Here is a 16,092-nt window from a genome sequence, read left to right as displayed (position 1 = left end):
TCGCTTGAAGGCGACTGCGTGACATCCCCGACTGCGTGACCCCTCCGTACCCCTCCGGAAGGCTGACCAGTGTCTGCGCAAACCGCCACCGGTCATGAGAACGCGGACAGCCGCCGCTGGTGGGTGCTGGCGGTCATCGCCATCGCCCAGCTCATGATCGTCCTCGACGTCACCATCGTGAACATCGCGCTGCCGTCGGCGCAGCGGGACCTGGGCATCTCCGACGCCGACCGGCAGTGGGTGATCACCGCCTACACGCTCGCCTTCGGCGGCCTGCTGCTGCTCGGCGGACGGCTGGGCGACCTCTTCGGCCGCAAACGCGTCTTCACCGTCGGCCTGCTGGGCTTCGCCGCCGCCTCCGCCCTCGGCGGCTCGGCGGACGGCTCCGCCATGCTCTTCGGTGCCCGCGCACTCCAGGGCGGGTTCAGCGCCCTGCTCGCCCCCTCGGCCCTGGGGCTGCTCTCCACCACCTTCACGGACCCCAGGGAGCGCAGTACGGCCTTCGGCGTCTTCGGCGCGATCGCCGCCGGCGGCTCCGCACTCGGCCTGATCCTGGGCGGGTTGCTGACCGAGTACCTGGACTGGCGCTGGTGCCTGTTCGTCAACGTCCCGATCGCCGCCGCCGCGGCCCTCGCGGCCACCGGCCTCCTGGAGCGCGACAACGCCGCCGGGGGGCGCCGGGTCCGGCTCGACCTGCCCGGCGCGCTGCTCGGCTGCGGCGGCCTGCTGGCGATCGTCTTCGGCACCTCCGAGGCCGTCACCCGGACCTGGGGCGACGGGCTGGTGCTCGGTTCGCTGGCCGCCGGCCTGGCGCTGCTCGCGGTGTTCGTCCTGGTCGAGAGGCGCACCGCGCACCCGCTGCTGCCGCTGCACATCGTCGCCGACCGCAACCGCGGCGGCGCCGCCCTCTCGGTCGGCCTGGCCATGATCGGCATGTTCGGCCTGTTCCTCTTCCTCACCTACTACCTCCAGGTCATCAAGCACTTCTCGCCGGTGCTGTCGGGCGTCTCCTTCCTGCCCATGACGGCCGCCATCGTGCTCAGTTCGACCGGCTTCGCGGCCCGGCTGATGACCAGGGTGCCGACCCGGAACCTGGTCTGCCCCGGGCTGCTGCTCGCCGCGGCCGGCATGGCCTGGCTGACCCGGATGACGGTCGACAGCCCGTGGGCCGGCACGGTGCTGCCCGCCGAGCTGCTGCTCGGCTCCGGCATGGGCCTGGTCTTCATGCCGTCGATGAACCTGGCCACCCTCGGGGTCTCCCCGCACGAGGCGGGCGCGGCCTCGGCCACCATCAACTCGGCCCAGCAGGTGGGTGGTTCGTTCGGCACGGCGCTGCTGAACACGGTCGCGGCCAGTGCCACCGCGTCGTTCCTGGCCACCAGGATCGCCTCGTCGCCGGCGGTACGGGCCCAGGGCACGGTGCACGGCTACGTGGTCGCCACCTGGGTGTCGACGGGCGTCCTGCTGCTGGCCGCGCTGATCGCCTTCCGGGTGATCGACCACCGGCCGGCGCCCGCTGTGACGACCGTCGTCCCGGGCGGGGCGCAGGCCCACACGGCCGTCCCGGCAGAGCCCCGACGAGAACCCTGAAATTTTCAGCAAGACCTTGCAGTCAACCTCCGGCGCCTGCTTGACTCCTGGCCACCGTCCAGGAACCGAGGAGGCGCCGTCGTGCTGCCCGAGTTCGACCTGCTCGTCGTCGGCGGCTCCGGCGTCGACACCATCGTCCGGGTGGACCGGCTGGAGGTCCCGCCCGGCGACTCGCTGTTCGTCGGACCCGTCCGCGACTACGTCGGCCACACCGGCAACGGCGTCGCCCTCGGCGCCCACCACCTCGGCCTGCGCACCGCCTTCCTCGACTTCCTCGGCGACGACCCGCAGGGCGCCCTGGTCCGCGCCTCCTACGAGCGCCACGGCCTGCACTTCGCGCACCTGGTGAGCCCGCACGGCACCCCGCGCGGGGTCAACCTGGTGGACGCCGCCGGCCGCCGGTTCTCCTTCTTCGACGGCCGCCACCCCGCCGACCTGCGGCTGCCGCCCGAGTTCTACCTGCCGTACGCGCGGCGCAGCCGGCACGTCCACCTCTCCATCACCGGCGTCAACCGGGACATGTACGCCGACCTCCACCGGCTCGGCCGCACCACCTCCACCGACCTGCACGACTGGGACGGCACCAACCCGCACCACCGCGACTACGCGCTCCGCTCGGACCTGGTGTTCCTCTCGGTGGCCGGCTGCCGCGGCCGGCACGAGCAGGTGATGCGCGCGATCCTCGCCGAGGGCCGCGCCGGTGTCGTCACCGCCACCGCGGGCGCCGACGGCTGCTACCTGCTCACCCGGGACGACGGCGAGGTGCGCCACCTCCCGGCCGTCGACCCGGGCCGTCCGGTGGTGGACACCAACGGCGCCGGGGACGCCTTCGTCGCGGGCTTCCTCGCCGCCTGGTTCCGGGGCCGCCCGCCGCTGGAGTGCGCCCGGGCCGGCTCGGTCGCGGGTGCCTTCACCTGCACCGTCGCCGGGACGCACACCGCCTTCGTCGGGGCCGAGGAGTTGGGGAGCGCGCTGGACCGCTTACTCGTCGACGGGTGAGGTTTTTCTCATGGATATCCCAGCCACCGGTAACGACCTTTCCAGGCTGAAACGGCATAGTCGTTGATCGCACGCAGCCCCCGGGAAACCGTCGATCACTGGCAGGAGAGACAGACATGGGTCAGCACCGCCGCCCGACGTCGCGCCGCCGCCGCAGCCTTCTGGGGCCGACCCTGTTCACCGCGCTCTCGGCGGTGGTGGTGGCCGCCGTGGTCACCGGCACGCACGGGCTGAGCCTGTCCGACGCGACGGCCGCCGGGAAGGCGGCCCGCAGCTCCCGGGCCGCCGTCGCGCCGGCCGCGACCGGGCCCGCGTCCGAGGCGCCCGCCGCACCCGCACCGGTCGACGCCCCCGCTCCGACCGACAGCCCCTCCGCCGCCCCGGCCGACAACCCGACCGACAGCCCGACCGGCAGTGCGAGCGCCGACCCCGGCAGCGCCCCGGCGGCCACCCCGACGCCCTCCGCGCCGGCCACCCCCGACACCCGCGGCGCCGTCCTCGGCACCACCGCCACCGCCGCCGCCACCCCCGAAGCGGCCACCGTGGGCGCGCTGTTCAGCGGCACCGTGGCGGCCGGAAACCACTTCTGCACCGCCAGCGTGCTGCACAGCCCCGGCGGCAACCTGCTGCTGACCGCCGCGCACTGCCTCAGCAGCGCCGGCGGCGTCACCTTCGTCCCCGGCTACCGCGACGGCTCCGCCCCGTACGGCAGCTGGCAGGTCACCGCGGTCCACACCACCACCGGCTGGTCCCAGAAGGGCGACCAGGACGAGGACTTCGCCATCCTGGAGACGGCCCCGAGCAACGGCCGCAACGTCGAGGACGTGGTCGGCGGCAACCGGCTCGGCGCCGACGAGCCCTTCGGCGCGACCGTCCGCCTCTACGGCTACCCCGGCGACGCCGAGGAGCCCCTCCTGTGCACCAACACCACCGGCCGGCAGAGCACCTACCAGCGCGTCATCGACTGCCCCGCCTACCCGTCCGGCACCAGCGGCGGCCCCTGGATCAACGTCGCCACCGGCGACGTGGTCGGCGCCATCGGCGGCTACCAGCAGGGCGGCGACACCGACGACGTGTCCTACAGCGCCTACTTCGACCACACCATCGCCGGGCTGGTCTCCCAGGTCGAGGGCACCTCGTCCTGAGCCCGGCCGGGCCGGCACCGCGCGCCGCCAACCGGGCCCGGACATGACGAAGGCCCAGATCCGTGGATCAACTCCACCGATCTGGGCCTCAGTTGCACTCCTTGCGAAGTGCCCCCGGTAGGATTCGAACCTACGCACCCGCCTCCGGAGGGCGGTGCTCTATCCCCTGAGCTACGGGGGCCTGCTCGGTGTCGTCGGCGTTTCGGCCTCCGACGTGAAGAACACTACCAGGCTCCGGGCGTGGTCCGTGCACGGGTTTGCGGCGGGGGTGCCGGAGCGGGTGCGGGGTGCGCCGGCGGCGGGCGGCGGGGGTCGGTGGAAGTGCCCAAAGGCCGGACGGGGCGGCGGGGGCGCCGATACCCTCGGTGAGGTGTCGGGAGTGTCCGGGCGGGTCCTCGTGGTGGACGACAGCGAGGTGATCCGCCAGCTGATCAGGGTCAACCTGGAGCTCGAGGGCTTCGAGGTGGTGACCGCCGCCGACGGCGCCGAGTGCCTGGAGGTGGTCCGCCGGGTGAAGCCGGACGTGGTGACGCTGGACGTGATGATGCCGCGGCTGGACGGCCTGCGGACGGCGGCCCGGCTGCGCGCGACCCCGGGGACCAGCCGGCTGCCGATCGCGATCGTGAGCGCCTGCACCCCGGCCGATCTGGACCTGGGGGAGGCCGTCGGGGTGGACGGCTACCTCGGCAAGCCCTTCGACCCGGCCGATCTGGTGGCGCTGGTGCGGCGGCTGATGGCCCTGGGCGGACAGCCGGGCGGGTTTCGCCCTGAGCGAACAGAGCGGACCGATCGAGGCTGACACCGCTGACGGGAGGGCCCGCGGGCGTCCCGACCGGCAAACCGGGTGGCGGGCGGGCACCCCGTCTCGCCTACGCTTGGCGTCGTGACACCCGCAGAGCTTTCCCAGGCAGTCCAGGCCGCAGTGAGCGCCGCCGTCGAGGCGGGCGAGCTGACCGTCGCCGTGCCCGAGCACGTGACGGTCGAGCGACCCAAGAACAGGGACCACGGCGACTACGCGATCAACGTGGCCCTCCAGCTCGCCAAGGCGGCCGGCCGCCCGCCGCGAGCCGTGGCGGAACTGCTGGCCGACCGCCTGCGAGGGATCACCGGCGTCGCCAAGGTCGACATCGCCGGGCCGGGCTTCCTGAACATCACCATGGACGCCGCGACCCAGGGCGCGCTGGCGCGCACCATCGTCGAGACGGGCGAGGCCTACGGGCGCAACGAGGCGCTCAAGGGCCTGAAGATCAACCTGGAGTTCGTCTCCGCCAACCCGACCGGCCCGATCCACATCGGCGGCGTCCGCTGGGCCGCCGTCGGCGACTCGCTGGCGCGCGTGCTGCGGGCCAGCGGCGCCGACGTCACCACCGAGTACTACCTGAACGACGCCGGCGTGCAGATCTCCAAGTTCGCCGGCTCGCTGAAGGCCGCCGCGAACGGTCAGCCCGTCCCCGCCGACGGCTACGTGGGCGAGTACATCGGCGACATCGCCAAGGCGATCACCGACGGCGTCCCGGGCGTGCTCGACCTGCCCGACGCCGAGCAGCTGGAGGCCTTCCGCACCGAGGGCCTCAAGCTCATGGTGGCCGAGATCCAGCGCTCGATGCAGGAGTTCGGCACCCACTTCGACGTCTGGTTCTCCGAGAGGACGCTGCACGAGTCCGGCGCGGTCGAGAAGGCCATGGACCGGCTGCGCGAGCAGGGCCACGTCTTCGAGCAGGACGGCGCGGTCTTCCTGCGCACCACCGACTTCGGCGACGACAAGGACCGCGTCCTGGTCAAGGCCGACGGCGAGACCACCTACTTCGCCGCCGACGCCGCGTACTACCTGTCGAAGCGGGACCGCGGTGCCGAGGTCTCCGTCTACATGCTGGGCGCCGACCACCACGGCTACGTCAACCGGCTGAAGGCCATCGTCGCCTGCGCGGGCGACGACATGAACCGCAACATCGAGGTCAAGATCGGCCAGTTCGTGAAGATGCTTCGCGACGGCGAAGAGGTCCGCATGTCCAAGCGGGCCGGCAACATCATCACGATCGACGACGTGATCGAGTGGATCGGCGTGGACGCCGCCCGCTACACCCTGACGCGGTCCCCCACGGACTCCACCATCACGCTCGACATCAACGTGCTGACCAGCCAGTCCAACGAGAACCCGGTCTACTACGTCCAGTACGCGCACACCCGGATGTGCGGCGTGGCCCGCAAGGCCGCGCAGCTCGGCGTCGACAAGGGCGCGGCGGAGGACTTCAAGCCCGAGCTGCTCGCCACCGTGTGGGAGAACGACATCCTCGGTGCCCTCGGCGAGTTCCCGCGGATCCTGGCCACGGCCGGCGAGCTGCGCGAGCCGCACCGGGTCGCCCGCTACCTGGAGGACCTGGCGGGCAAGTACCACCGCCTGTACGAGAACTGCATGTTCCTGCCCAAGGGCGACGAGGAGCTCACGGACACGCACCGCGCCCGGCTCTGGCTGGTCGAGGCCACGCGAACGGTGATGGCCAACGGCCTGACGCTCCTGGGCGTCACGGCGCCCGAGCGGATGTAGGCACCACCCCCAAGTGCGCAGCGGGGGCGGCTGACGGTCAACGGAGACCGTCGCCGCCCCTCGCCATAGGTCAAGGAAGCAGGACATGTCTCGCTCCGCACACCCCGCAGGCCCCCGTCACGGTGACGTGCTGCCCGAGGGCCACTACGCCGCCCCGCCGGCCGACCTGAACGCGCTCGACCCCAAGGTCTGGTCGCGCACCGTCGCCCGCGACGCCGAGGGCGTGGCCACCGTCGGCGGGATCGACGTCAAGTCCCTGGCGGCCGAGTTCGGCACGCCGGCCTACGTGCTCGACGAGGACGACTTCCGGGCCCGGGCGCGGGCCTGGCGCGACGCCTTCGGCACCGAGGCGGACGTCTTCTACGCCGGCAAGGCGTTCCTTTCCAAGGCGATCGTGCGCTGGCTGCACGAGGAGGGCCTGAACCTCGACGTGTGCAGCTCCGGCGAGCTGACGGTGGCGCTGGCCGCCGGGATGCCGCCGCAGCGGATCGCGCTGCACGGCAACAACAAGACGGCGGACGAGCTCGAACACGCGGTGAAGACCGGTGTCGGGCGCATCGTGGTCGACTCCTACGAGGAGATCGAGCGGCTGGCCGCGATCACGGCCCGCCAGGGCGTCCGCCAGCAGGTGCTGATCCGGATCACCGTCGGCGTCGAGGCGCACACCCACGAGTTCATCGCCACGGCGCACGAGGACCAGAAGTTCGGGCTGTCGCTGAGTCTGGCCGCGCCGCGAAGCGGCTCGGTCGAGGGTGGTGGTGGGCGCCGGGAGGGCGGCTCGGCCGCCGAGGCGGTGCGCCGGGTGCTCGGGCACGAGGGCCTGGAGCTGCGCGGCATCCACTCGCACATCGGCTCGCAGATCTTCGACACCGCCGGTTTCGAGGTGGCCGCCCGCCGGGTGGTCGGCCTGCTGGCCGAGATCCGCGACGAGCACGGCGTCGAGCTGCCCGAGATCGACCTGGGCGGCGGCCTGGGCATCGCGTACACCAGCGAGGACGACCCGCGCGAGCCGGCCGAGATCGCGGCCGCGCTGGCCGACATCGTGCGCCGCGAGTGCGCCGCCGCGAACCTGAACACCCCCCGGCTGAGCGTGGAGCCGGGCCGGGCGATCGTCGGCCCGACGGCGTTCACGCTGTACGAGGTCGGCACCGTCAAGCCGCTGGAGGGCCTGCGCACCTACGTCAGCGTGGACGGCGGGATGTCCGACAACATCCGGACCGCGCTGTACGACGCCGAGTACTCGGTGGCCCTGGTGTCGCGCCGCAGCGACGCCGAGCCGATGCTGGTGCGGGTGGTCGGCAAGCACTGCGAGTCAGGCGACATCGTGGTCCGGGACGCCTTCCTGCCGGCCGACCTGGCCCCGGGCGACCTGATCGCGGTGCCCGCCACCGGCGCGTACTGCCGCTCGATGGCGAGCAATTACAACCACGCCCTGAAGCCTCCCGTGCTGGCCGTCAAGGACGGCGCCGCGCGGGTGATCGTCCGGCGCGAGACGGAGGAGGATCTCCTGCGTCTCGATATCGGATGACGAAATCCTTGTCTCAGATCATGGAACGACCGTAGATCCGTGCGGGAAGTCCCCGAGACTGGTACGGACCGAAGTTCCCGGCGGCCCCCAGAATCCCGCCGGAATTACCGAAGCACGAAGAATGCAGAGCGGAGTCGGATGATGCGTACGCGCCCGCTGAAGGTGGCGTTGCTGGGTTGTGGTGTGGTGGGCTCCGAGGTGGCGCGCATCATGACGACGACGGCCGACGACCTCGCCGCGCGCATCGGTGCCCCGGTCGAGCTCGCGGGGATCGCGGTCCGCCGGGCCGGCCGGGTGCGTCCGGGCGTGCCCGAGCACCTGATCACCACCGACGCCGAGGCCCTGGTCAACCGGGGCGACATCGACGTGGTGGTCGAGGTCGTGGGCGGCATCGAGCCGTCCAAACACCTCATCCTGTCGGCGTTCCAGCGGGGCGCCTCGGTGGTCAGCGCCAACAAGGCGCTGCTCGCCAAGGACGGCACCGAACTGCACGCCGCGGCCGCCGCGGCAGGGGTGGACCTGTACTACGAGGCCGCGGTGGCGGGCGCGATCCCGCTGCTGCGCCCGCTGCGCGAGTCCCTCGCGGGGGACAAGGTCAACCGGGTGCTGGGCATCGTCAACGGCACCACCAACTTCATCCTCGACAAGATGGACACCACCGGCGCCGGCTACTCGGAGGCGCTGGAGGAGGCCACCGCGCTGGGCTACGCCGAGGCCGACCCGACGGCCGACGTCGAGGGCTTCGACGCCGCCGCCAAGGCCGCGATCCTGGCCGGCATCGCCTTCCACACCAAGGTCACCGCGGCGGACGTCTACCGCGAGGGCATCACCGAGGTGACGGCCGCCGACATCGCCTCCGCCAAGGAGATGGGCTGCGTGGTCAAGCTGCTCGCGATCTGCGAGCGGGCGGCGGACGGCGAGTCCGTCACCGCGCGGGTCCACCCGGCGATGATCCCGCTGTCGCACCCGCTGGCCTCCGTCCGCGAGGCGTACAACGCGGTGTTCGTCGAGGCCGAGGCGGCCGGTCGGCTGATGTTCTACGGCCCGGGCGCGGGCGGTTCGCCGACCGCCTCCGCGGTGCTCGGCGACCTGGTCGCGGTCTGTCGCAACAAGCTGGCCGGTGCCACCGGTCCTGGTGACTCGGTGTACACGCAGCTGCCCGCCAAGCCGATGGACGAGGTGGTCACCCGCTACCACGTCAGCCTGGACGTGGACGACCGTGCGGGTGTCCTCGCCCAGGTCGCGTCCGTCTTCGCGGAGCACGGCGTCTCCATCGACACCGTGCGCCAGCAGGGCCGCGACGGCGACGCCTCGCTCGTCGTGGTCACTCACCGTGCCACCGACGCCGCGCTGTCGGCGACGGTCGACAAGCTCCGCGCGCTGGACAGCGTGCGGGACGTGGCCAGCATCATGCGGGTCGAAGGGGAGTAAGGAACAGCCATGAACGCCGTTGCCGAGAACGTCGTCCGAGGCGCGCACACCCACCAGTGGCGCGGCCTGATCGAGGAGTACCGGGACCGCCTGCCGGTCACCGCGGCCACCCCGGTGGTCACCCTGCTGGAGGGCGGCACGCCGCTGGTCCCCGCCCAGGTGCTGTCCGAGCGCACCGGCTGCGAGGTCTACCTCAAGGTCGAGGGCGCCAACCCGACCGGCTCCTTCAAGGACCGCGGGATGACGATGGCCATCTCCAAGGCCAAGGAGGAGGGGGCGCAGGCCGTCATCTGCGCCTCCACCGGCAACACCTCGGCCTCCGCCGCCGCGTACGCGGTGCGGGCCGGGATGGTCTGCGCGGTGCTCGTCCCGCAGGGCAAGATCGCCCTCGGCAAGATGGGCCAGGCGCTGGTGCACGGCGCCAAGATCCTCCAGGTGGACGGGAACTTCGACGACTGCCTCACCCTCGCGCGTGAACTGTCCGAGAAGTACCCGGTGGCGCTGGTCAACTCGGTGAACCCGGTGCGGATCGAGGGCCAGAAGACCGCGGCCTTCGAGATCGTCGACATGCTCGGCGACGCCCCGGACATCCACGTCCTGCCGGTCGGCAACGCGGGCAACATCACCGCGTACTGGAAGGGCTACCGCGAGTACTCCGCCGACGGCCTGGCCACGCGCACCCCGCGGATGTGGGGATTCCAGGCCTCCGGCTCGGCCCCGATCGTGGACGGCGCGCCGGTGCTCAAGCCGCAGACCATCGCCACCGCGATCCGGATCGGCAACCCGGCCTCCTGGGACTTCGCGCTCGCCGCGCGGGACGAGTCGGGCGGCCTCATCGACAAGGTGACGGACCGTCAGATCCTTTCCGCCTACCGGCTGTTGGCCGCGCAGGAGGGCGTCTTCGTGGAGCCCGCCTCGGCCGCCTCGGTGGCCGGCCTGCTGGCCAAGGCGGAGGCCGGCCTGGTCGACCCGGGCCAGCGCATCGTCTGCACCGTGACCGGCAACGGCCTCAAGGACCCGGACTGGGCGGTGGCCGGCGCGCCGCAGCCGCAGATCGTCCCGATCGACCCGGAGGCGGCGGCGCAGCGCCTGGGCCTGCTCGACTGACCTGCCGTCGGGCCTCGCGGGCGCCCGACGCCTCGACGGGCCGACCCTTTCGGGGGTCGGCCCGTCGATGTTCTCCGGTGACACTTTTGTGTCAATTACGCCGCGCATTCCGATCCGATTCCGGTACGCATTCCGGCCAGAAGCGGCAACACACCAGATCGGAGGACCACGGGGTGTACCACTGGGGAACCTCTCTTCGATACTCTGGGTTCGGCCGTGTGGCACATGCCCCGGGTCCGGCCTTCTCCAGGCCGCGCCAACGACCGTGACCGCCCGCCCCGCCGGGGCCTGTGGTCCATTCCCCGCCTTCGCACCGACGACGCGATCCGCGCCGCCCGATTTCCCCAGGAGAGTCCACCGCATGGCCGGTCCCGCGTTCCGTGCCGCCGCCGTCCGGGTCCGGGTTCCCGCGACCAGTGCCAACCTCGGCCCGGGCTTCGACGCCTTCGGCCTCGCGCTGGGCCTGTACGACGACGTGGTCGTCCGGGTCGCCGACTCCGGGCTCTCCATCGACATCGCCGGCGAGGGCGCCGACACGCTGCCCCGCGACGAGCGCCACCTGCTGGTCCGCTCGATGCGCGCCGCCTTCGACCGCCTCGGCGGCCAGCCGCGCGGCCTCGAAGTGGTCTGTGCCAACCGGATACCGCACGGCCGCGGCCTCGGCTCCTCCTCGGCCGCGATCTGCGCCGGCATCGTGGCCGCCCGAGCGGTCACCATCGGCGGCCCGTCCGCGCTGGACGACGCCGCGCTGCTGGCCCTCGCCTCCGAGCTGGAGGGCCACCCCGACAACGTCGCGGCCTGCCTGCGCGGCAACTTCACCATCGCCTGGACGGACGAGGAGTCGGCCAAGGCGGTCAGCCTGGAGCCCTCCGACCGGGTCGTCCCGGTGGTGTTCGTCCCCGCTGACGAGGTGCTCACCGAGACCGCCCGCGGCCTGCTGCCGAAGACCGTCCCGCTGACCGACGCCGCCGTCAACGCCGGCCGCGCCGCGCTGCTGGTCGAGGCGCTGACCAGGCGGCCCGAGCTGCTGCTCGCCGCCACCGAGGACCGCCTGCACCAGGACTACCGCTCCTCCGCCATGCCCGACAGCGCCGCCCTGGTGGGCGCGCTGCGCGCGGAGGGCGTCCCCGCGGTGATCTCCGGGGCCGGCCCGACCGTCCTCGCGCTCACCGACGAGGCGGGCGCCGACAAGGTGCTCTCCTTCGCCGGGCACCACGGCCACGGCGGCGACCCGGCGTTCGCCGCGCACCGCCTGGAGCTCGACCGGATCGGGGCCACCGTGCTCCCGCTGGACGGCTGAACGGCCCGTCCGGGCTGCTCGTCCGGCCCGGCCCGGCCACCTGAGAGCCGGGCCGTCCGGACACGATTGGCAAGCGCAAGGCTGGGGAATGTCTGAGGGGGTCGGTAGTGTTAACCTCATTGCTGCACCAGGTGCCCTCCGGGGCTCGGTGCGCCGCGTCCCGATCCCAGCACTCCACTGCCGTGGAGTCGCGGCGATGCACGGGGCGACGATTCTCCGGGAGCCCACCGCAGCGCGTACGCAGCCTGCCTGCGCGACACGCGGCCGCATCCCGAAGCCGTGACGGCACCTGACTCCCACCCGCGGCCTCCCACCTTGAGGCCAGGACGGGCGGAGCGCGGTCCACCGTCACGCGACGGGGGCCCGGGATTCGCAGGCAAGCGTGGGGGTACGCCCGGTCGGCACACGACCGACCGGCCCGCCGCGCCACTCAGCACCACCGTGCTTCACGCACCGCACCTCGCAGCTCTCCCTCGACCGGCTTCCGCCTTTCGGGGGATCACCGCCTCGGACCGACGCAGTCGAGCGTTGGTCAGGACAGCACAACCGGTCGCCGAGCCAGACAGGCCGACGTCCGCTCCAGGGAAGGACCCTTAGTGAGCGACTCCACCGATCTGATGGGCGCGCGCCCGGACGCCGAGGCGTCGGACGCAGCCGCCGCCCCCGCGGCCCCGGCGCGGCGCCGCCGTACCGCCGCCGCCGGCCTGGACGGCATGGTCCTGGCCGAGCTGCAGAAGCTCGCCGGGGACCTGGGCATCACCGGTACCGGACGCATGCGCAAGAGCCAGCTGATCGAGACCATCAAGGAGAAGAGCGGCGGAGACCCGCTGCTCGCCGCCGGTGGTGCTCCGGCCGCCGCCAAGCGCACCGCCGCCAAGGCGGACGCCGCCGAGGCGCCGGCCGAGAAGCCGGCCCGCCGCACCAAGGCCGCCGCCGCTGCCGCTACCGCCGCCGCGGCCCCGGCCGCCGCCGAGTCGCAGGCCCAGATCGAGATCCCGGTCCAGGCCGCCGCCGAGACCGCCGCGCCCGCCCGTGCCGAGCGCACCCGCCGCCGCGCCACCTCGGCCGCCGGTGCCCCGACCGCCGACGCCACGGCCGACGCCGCCGTTGCGGTGGCCGAGCCCAAGCAGGCCGAGACCCGCCAGGCCGAGACCCGCGCCTTCGAGGGCCGCGAGGAGGGCCGCACCGAGACCCGTCGCGACCGCCGGGACCGCCGGGACCGCGGCGACCGCCCGGAGCGGGCCGACCGCCCCGAGCGCGCCGAGCGCCAGGACGGCGGCGAGGCCCAGGACGGCGACTCCCGCGAGTCGCGCCGCGACCGCCGCAACCGCCGCGAGCGCACCGACCGCCAGCCCCAGCAGGGCGGCGGCCAGCAGCAGGCCGGTCAGGGCGACGGCCAGCAGGCCCGCCAGGGCGGCCAGCAGACCCAGCAGCCGCAGGTTCAGCAGGGCGGCTACGACGACGACGAGTTCGGTGACGGCCGCCGTGGCCGCCGTGGCCGCTACCGCGACCGCCGGGGCCGTGGCGCCCGCCGCGAGGGCTTCGAGGCCGGCCCCGCCGAGCCGCAGGTCGGCGAGGACGACGTCCTGATCCCGGTCGCGGGCATCCTCGACATCCTCGACAACTACGCGTTCGTGCGCACCTCCGGCTACCTGCCGGGCCAGAACGACGTCTACGTCTCGCTCGCCCAGGTTCGCAAGAACGGCCTGCGCAAGGGCGACGCCATCACCGGCGCGGTGCGCCAGCCCAAGGACGGCGAGCGCCGCGAGAAGTTCAACGCCATGGTGCGGCTGGACTCCGTCAACGGCATGGACCCGGAGAGCGGCCGCGGCCGCCCCGAGTTCAACAAGCTCACCCCGCTCTACCCGCAGGACCGGCTGCGTCTGGAGACCGACGCGGGCATCCTGACCACCCGGATCATCGACCTGGTGTCGCCGATCGGCAAGGGCCAGCGCGGTCTGATCGTCGCGCCGCCGAAGACCGGCAAGACGATGGTGCTGCAGGCGGTCGCCAACGCGATCACCCACAACAACCCCGAGTGCCACCTGATGGTCGTCCTGGTCGACGAGCGTCCGGAAGAGGTCACCGACATGCAGCGGTCGGTGAAGGGCGAGGTCATCTCCTCGACCTTCGACCGTCCGGCCGAGGACCACACCACCGTCGCCGAGCTGGCCATCGAGCGCGCCAAGCGCCTGGTGGAGCTGGGCCACGACGTGGTCATCCTGCTGGACTCGATCACCCGTCTCGGCCGCGCCTACAACCTGGCGGCGCCGGCCTCCGGCCGCATCCTGTCCGGTGGTGTCGACTCGACCGCGCTGTACCCGCCGAAGAAGTTCTTCGGCGCCGCGCGCAACATCGAGAACGGCGGCTCGCTGACCATCCTGGCCACCGCGCTGGTCGAGACCGGCTCGCGCATGGACGAGGTGATCTTCGAGGAGTTCAAGGGCACCGGCAACATGGAGCTCAAGCTCGACCGGAAGCTCTCGGACAAGCGCATCTTCCCGGCCGTCGACGTGGACGCCTCCAGCACCCGCAAGGAGGAGATCCTGCTCGGCAGCGAGGAGTTGGCCATCGTCTGGAAGCTGCGCCGGGTGCTGCACGCGCTCGACTCGCAGCAGGCGATCGAGCTGCTCCTGGACAAGATGAAGCAGACCAAGAGCAACGCCGAGTTCCTGATGCAGATCGCCAAGACCACCCCCGGCTCCAACGACTGACCGTAGCCGGACGGTTGTCGCCCACCGAACCCCGGACCGCGCGAGCGGTCCGGGGTTCGGTGCGTCCGCTCGGCTTTGTTCCAGAGTTGGGACATCATGAGGCTTTTTGATCATCTTGTCCGTTTTACTCTGGACCGTATGGCCGAGCACAAGAGGGTCCTGACCCGCCGCCGCAAGATCCTGCGGGCGGCCGCCTGCGCGTTCGCCGCGCTCGTCGTCCTCGGCGCCGGAGCGGCCGGGTACGCGTACGTCGAACTCAACGGCAACATCAAGAGCGTCGACATCAACGCCCGCCTCGGCGACGCCCGCCCGCCGGCCGCCACCGACGGCTCGTTCAACGTCCTGGTGCTGGGCTCCGACTCGCGCAACGGCGAGAACGGCGACCTGGCCGGCGGCGACACCGGCGACACCGCCCGCTCGGATACCGCGATGGTGCTGCACGTCAACCAGGACCACTCGCACGCCGAGGTCGTCTCGATCCCGCGCGACACCCTGGTCACCCGGCCCGACTGCACCGACGCCGCGGGCAAGGCGGTGGCCGGCGCCAAGCGCGCGATGTACAACAGCGCCTTCGAGGCCGGCGGCGCGGCCTGCGCGGTCAAGACCACCGAGCAGCTCACCGGGCTGCGGATGGACCACTACGTGCAGATCGACTTCGCCGGCTTCGCCCGCGTCGTGGACGCGATAGGCGGGGCCACCGTGAGCACCGCGGTGGCCATCCACGACAAGGACAGCGGGCTCGACCTGCCACCGGGCGAGCACCACCTGGACGGGCAGCAGTCGCTGGCCTTCGTCCGCACCCGGCACGGCGTCGGCGACGGCAGCGACCTCGGCCGGATCGAACTCCAGAAGCAGATGGTGAAGTCGCTGCTCCAGCAGGCCGGCGGGATCGGGCTGTTCTCCAACCCGGTCAAGCTCTGGTCGATCGGCGACACCATGACCCGCAGCATCACCACCGACTCCGCGCTGGGTTCGGTGAACGCCCTGGTGGGGCTCGTCCAGGAGCTCAAGGGGATCGGGCCGGACCAGCTCGGCATGGTGACCCTGCCGGTGATGACCGCCCCCGGCGACCCCAACCGGGTGGTCGAGCAGCAGCCGCAGGCGGACCAGCTCTGGGCGGCCCTCAAGGCCGACCAGCCGGTCCCGCAGGAGATCGTCTCGGCGCAGCCCGAGAACCCCGCCCAGGCCGCCCCCACGGCCGCCCCCACGGCCCCGGCGAAGGCTCCCGCCAGGCGCTGAGCAGCGCCCGGAATATCCCGGAACACGACCCGGTTTGGGAAGATGCGGCCGGTCCTGGCAGACTGGTCCGTCGGTCCCGGTTCACGTGCGGCGCTCCAGCCGCCGACCCGGTGCCCTCCCGAAACCTAGGAGAACCCCTTGAAGCCCAACGTTCACCCCGAGTACGTGGTCACCCGTGTGACCTGCACCTGCGGCGCCGAGTTCACGACCCGCTCGACCGAGACCAGTGGCGAGATCCGCGCCGAGGTCTGCTCGCAGTGCCACCCGTTCTACACCGGCAAGCAGAAGATCCTCGACACCGGTGGCCGCGTGGCCCGCTTCGAGGCCCGCTTCGGCAAGCAGCACAGCGCGAAGGCCTAGCGCTCCCACGGCGCCGGTTCCCGGTGCCCCCGTACTCGTTCCGGGGGCGCTGGGGGCCGGCGCCGTTCGCATCCCCCAGCACCCCCTCCAGCGGTTCGCACGACCGGCCGGTCCTCACCGGCTTCCAACGGTTC

12 protein-coding genes and 1 tRNA gene are annotated in these 16,092 nt (G+C 72.5%); 12 read left to right on the top strand and 1 reads right to left on the bottom strand.

Annotation, left to right across the window (positions count from 1 at the left end; translation table 11 throughout):
- Positions 1-69 precede the first annotated feature (69 nt).
- From ACIO9K_RS19085 to ACIO9K_RS19075, 3 genes are all read left to right on the top strand, one after another.
- A complete protein-coding gene (locus tag ACIO9K_RS19085; protein WP_400331234.1) occupies positions 70-1,590 on the top strand; it encodes an MFS transporter in 1,521 nt (506 codons plus the stop codon).
- Between the two features lie 81 nt (positions 1,591-1,671).
- Positions 1,672-2,589 (top strand): carbohydrate kinase family protein, encoded by a 918-nt coding sequence (locus tag ACIO9K_RS19080; RefSeq protein WP_400331231.1) that lies wholly within the window; start codon positions 1,672-1,674, stop codon positions 2,587-2,589.
- Between the two features lie 116 nt (positions 2,590-2,705).
- Entirely contained in the window at positions 2,706-3,734 is a 1,029-nt protein-coding gene (locus tag ACIO9K_RS19075; RefSeq protein WP_363619307.1) for a serine protease, read from the top strand.
- A gap of 109 nt (positions 3,735-3,843) precedes the next feature.
- Here ACIO9K_RS19075 and ACIO9K_RS19070 read toward each other — a convergent pair.
- Positions 3,844-3,915 (bottom strand) — tRNA-Arg (locus ACIO9K_RS19070).
- 198 nt (positions 3,916-4,113) lie between these two features.
- On the opposite strand from ACIO9K_RS19070, the gene ACIO9K_RS19065 reads away from it, so the two are divergent.
- The 9 genes from ACIO9K_RS19065 to rpmE all read left to right on the top strand — a co-directional run bounded on the left by ACIO9K_RS19065 (position 4,114) and on the right by rpmE (position 15,958).
- The gene (locus ACIO9K_RS19065; protein WP_363582150.1) at positions 4,114-4,533 is read left to right on the top strand and encodes a response regulator; all 420 of its coding nucleotides are present in this window, start codon (positions 4,114-4,116) and stop codon (positions 4,531-4,533) included.
- Positions 4,534-4,617: 84 nt separating this feature from the next.
- On the top strand, positions 4,618-6,279 hold the full coding sequence (gene argS, locus ACIO9K_RS19060; RefSeq protein ID WP_363619306.1) for an arginine--tRNA ligase: 1,662 nt from the start codon (positions 4,618-4,620) through the stop codon (positions 6,277-6,279).
- 85 nt (positions 6,280-6,364) lie between these two features.
- On the top strand, positions 6,365-7,807 hold the full coding sequence (gene lysA / locus ACIO9K_RS19055; RefSeq protein ID WP_363581972.1) for a diaminopimelate decarboxylase: 1,443 nt from the start codon (positions 6,365-6,367) through the stop codon (positions 7,805-7,807).
- A gap of 138 nt (positions 7,808-7,945) precedes the next feature.
- On the top strand, positions 7,946-9,238 hold the full coding sequence (locus ACIO9K_RS19050; protein ID WP_363581974.1) for a homoserine dehydrogenase: 1,293 nt from the start codon (positions 7,946-7,948) through the stop codon (positions 9,236-9,238).
- A 9-nt stretch (positions 9,239-9,247) separates the two neighbouring features.
- Positions 9,248-10,345 carry a threonine synthase gene (thrC, locus tag ACIO9K_RS19045; RefSeq protein ID WP_063347816.1) on the top strand — a complete coding sequence of 366 codons (1,098 nt, stop codon included), beginning with the start codon at positions 9,248-9,250 and terminating at the stop codon, positions 10,343-10,345.
- A 361-nt stretch (positions 10,346-10,706) separates the two neighbouring features.
- Positions 10,707-11,645: a homoserine kinase gene (gene thrB, locus ACIO9K_RS19040; protein ID WP_400331225.1), complete on the top strand. Its 939-nt coding sequence runs from the start codon at positions 10,707-10,709 to the stop codon at positions 11,643-11,645.
- A gap of 596 nt (positions 11,646-12,241) precedes the next feature.
- Positions 12,242-14,359, top strand: a complete 2,118-nt coding sequence (rho, locus tag ACIO9K_RS19035; RefSeq protein WP_363581978.1) for a transcription termination factor Rho — start codon at positions 12,242-12,244, stop codon at positions 14,357-14,359.
- Between the two features lie 138 nt (positions 14,360-14,497).
- Positions 14,498-15,598, top strand: coding sequence for an LCP family protein (locus tag ACIO9K_RS19030; RefSeq protein WP_400331222.1), 1,101 nt, complete (start codon positions 14,498-14,500; stop codon positions 15,596-15,598).
- Positions 15,599-15,736: 138 nt separating this feature from the next.
- Positions 15,737-15,958, top strand: coding sequence for a 50S ribosomal protein L31 (gene rpmE, locus ACIO9K_RS19025; RefSeq protein WP_030057539.1), 222 nt, complete (start codon positions 15,737-15,739; stop codon positions 15,956-15,958).
- The last annotated feature ends 134 nt before the right edge of the window (positions 15,959-16,092 follow it).

Origin of the sequence: Kitasatospora sp. NPDC087271 (genome assembly GCF_044744605.1) — a bacterium.
GTDB lineage: Bacteria > Actinomycetota > Actinomycetes > Streptomycetales > Streptomycetaceae > Kitasatospora.
The sequence above is the reverse complement of the archived record's forward strand: the minus strand, read 5'-3'. Positions and strand labels throughout refer to the sequence as shown.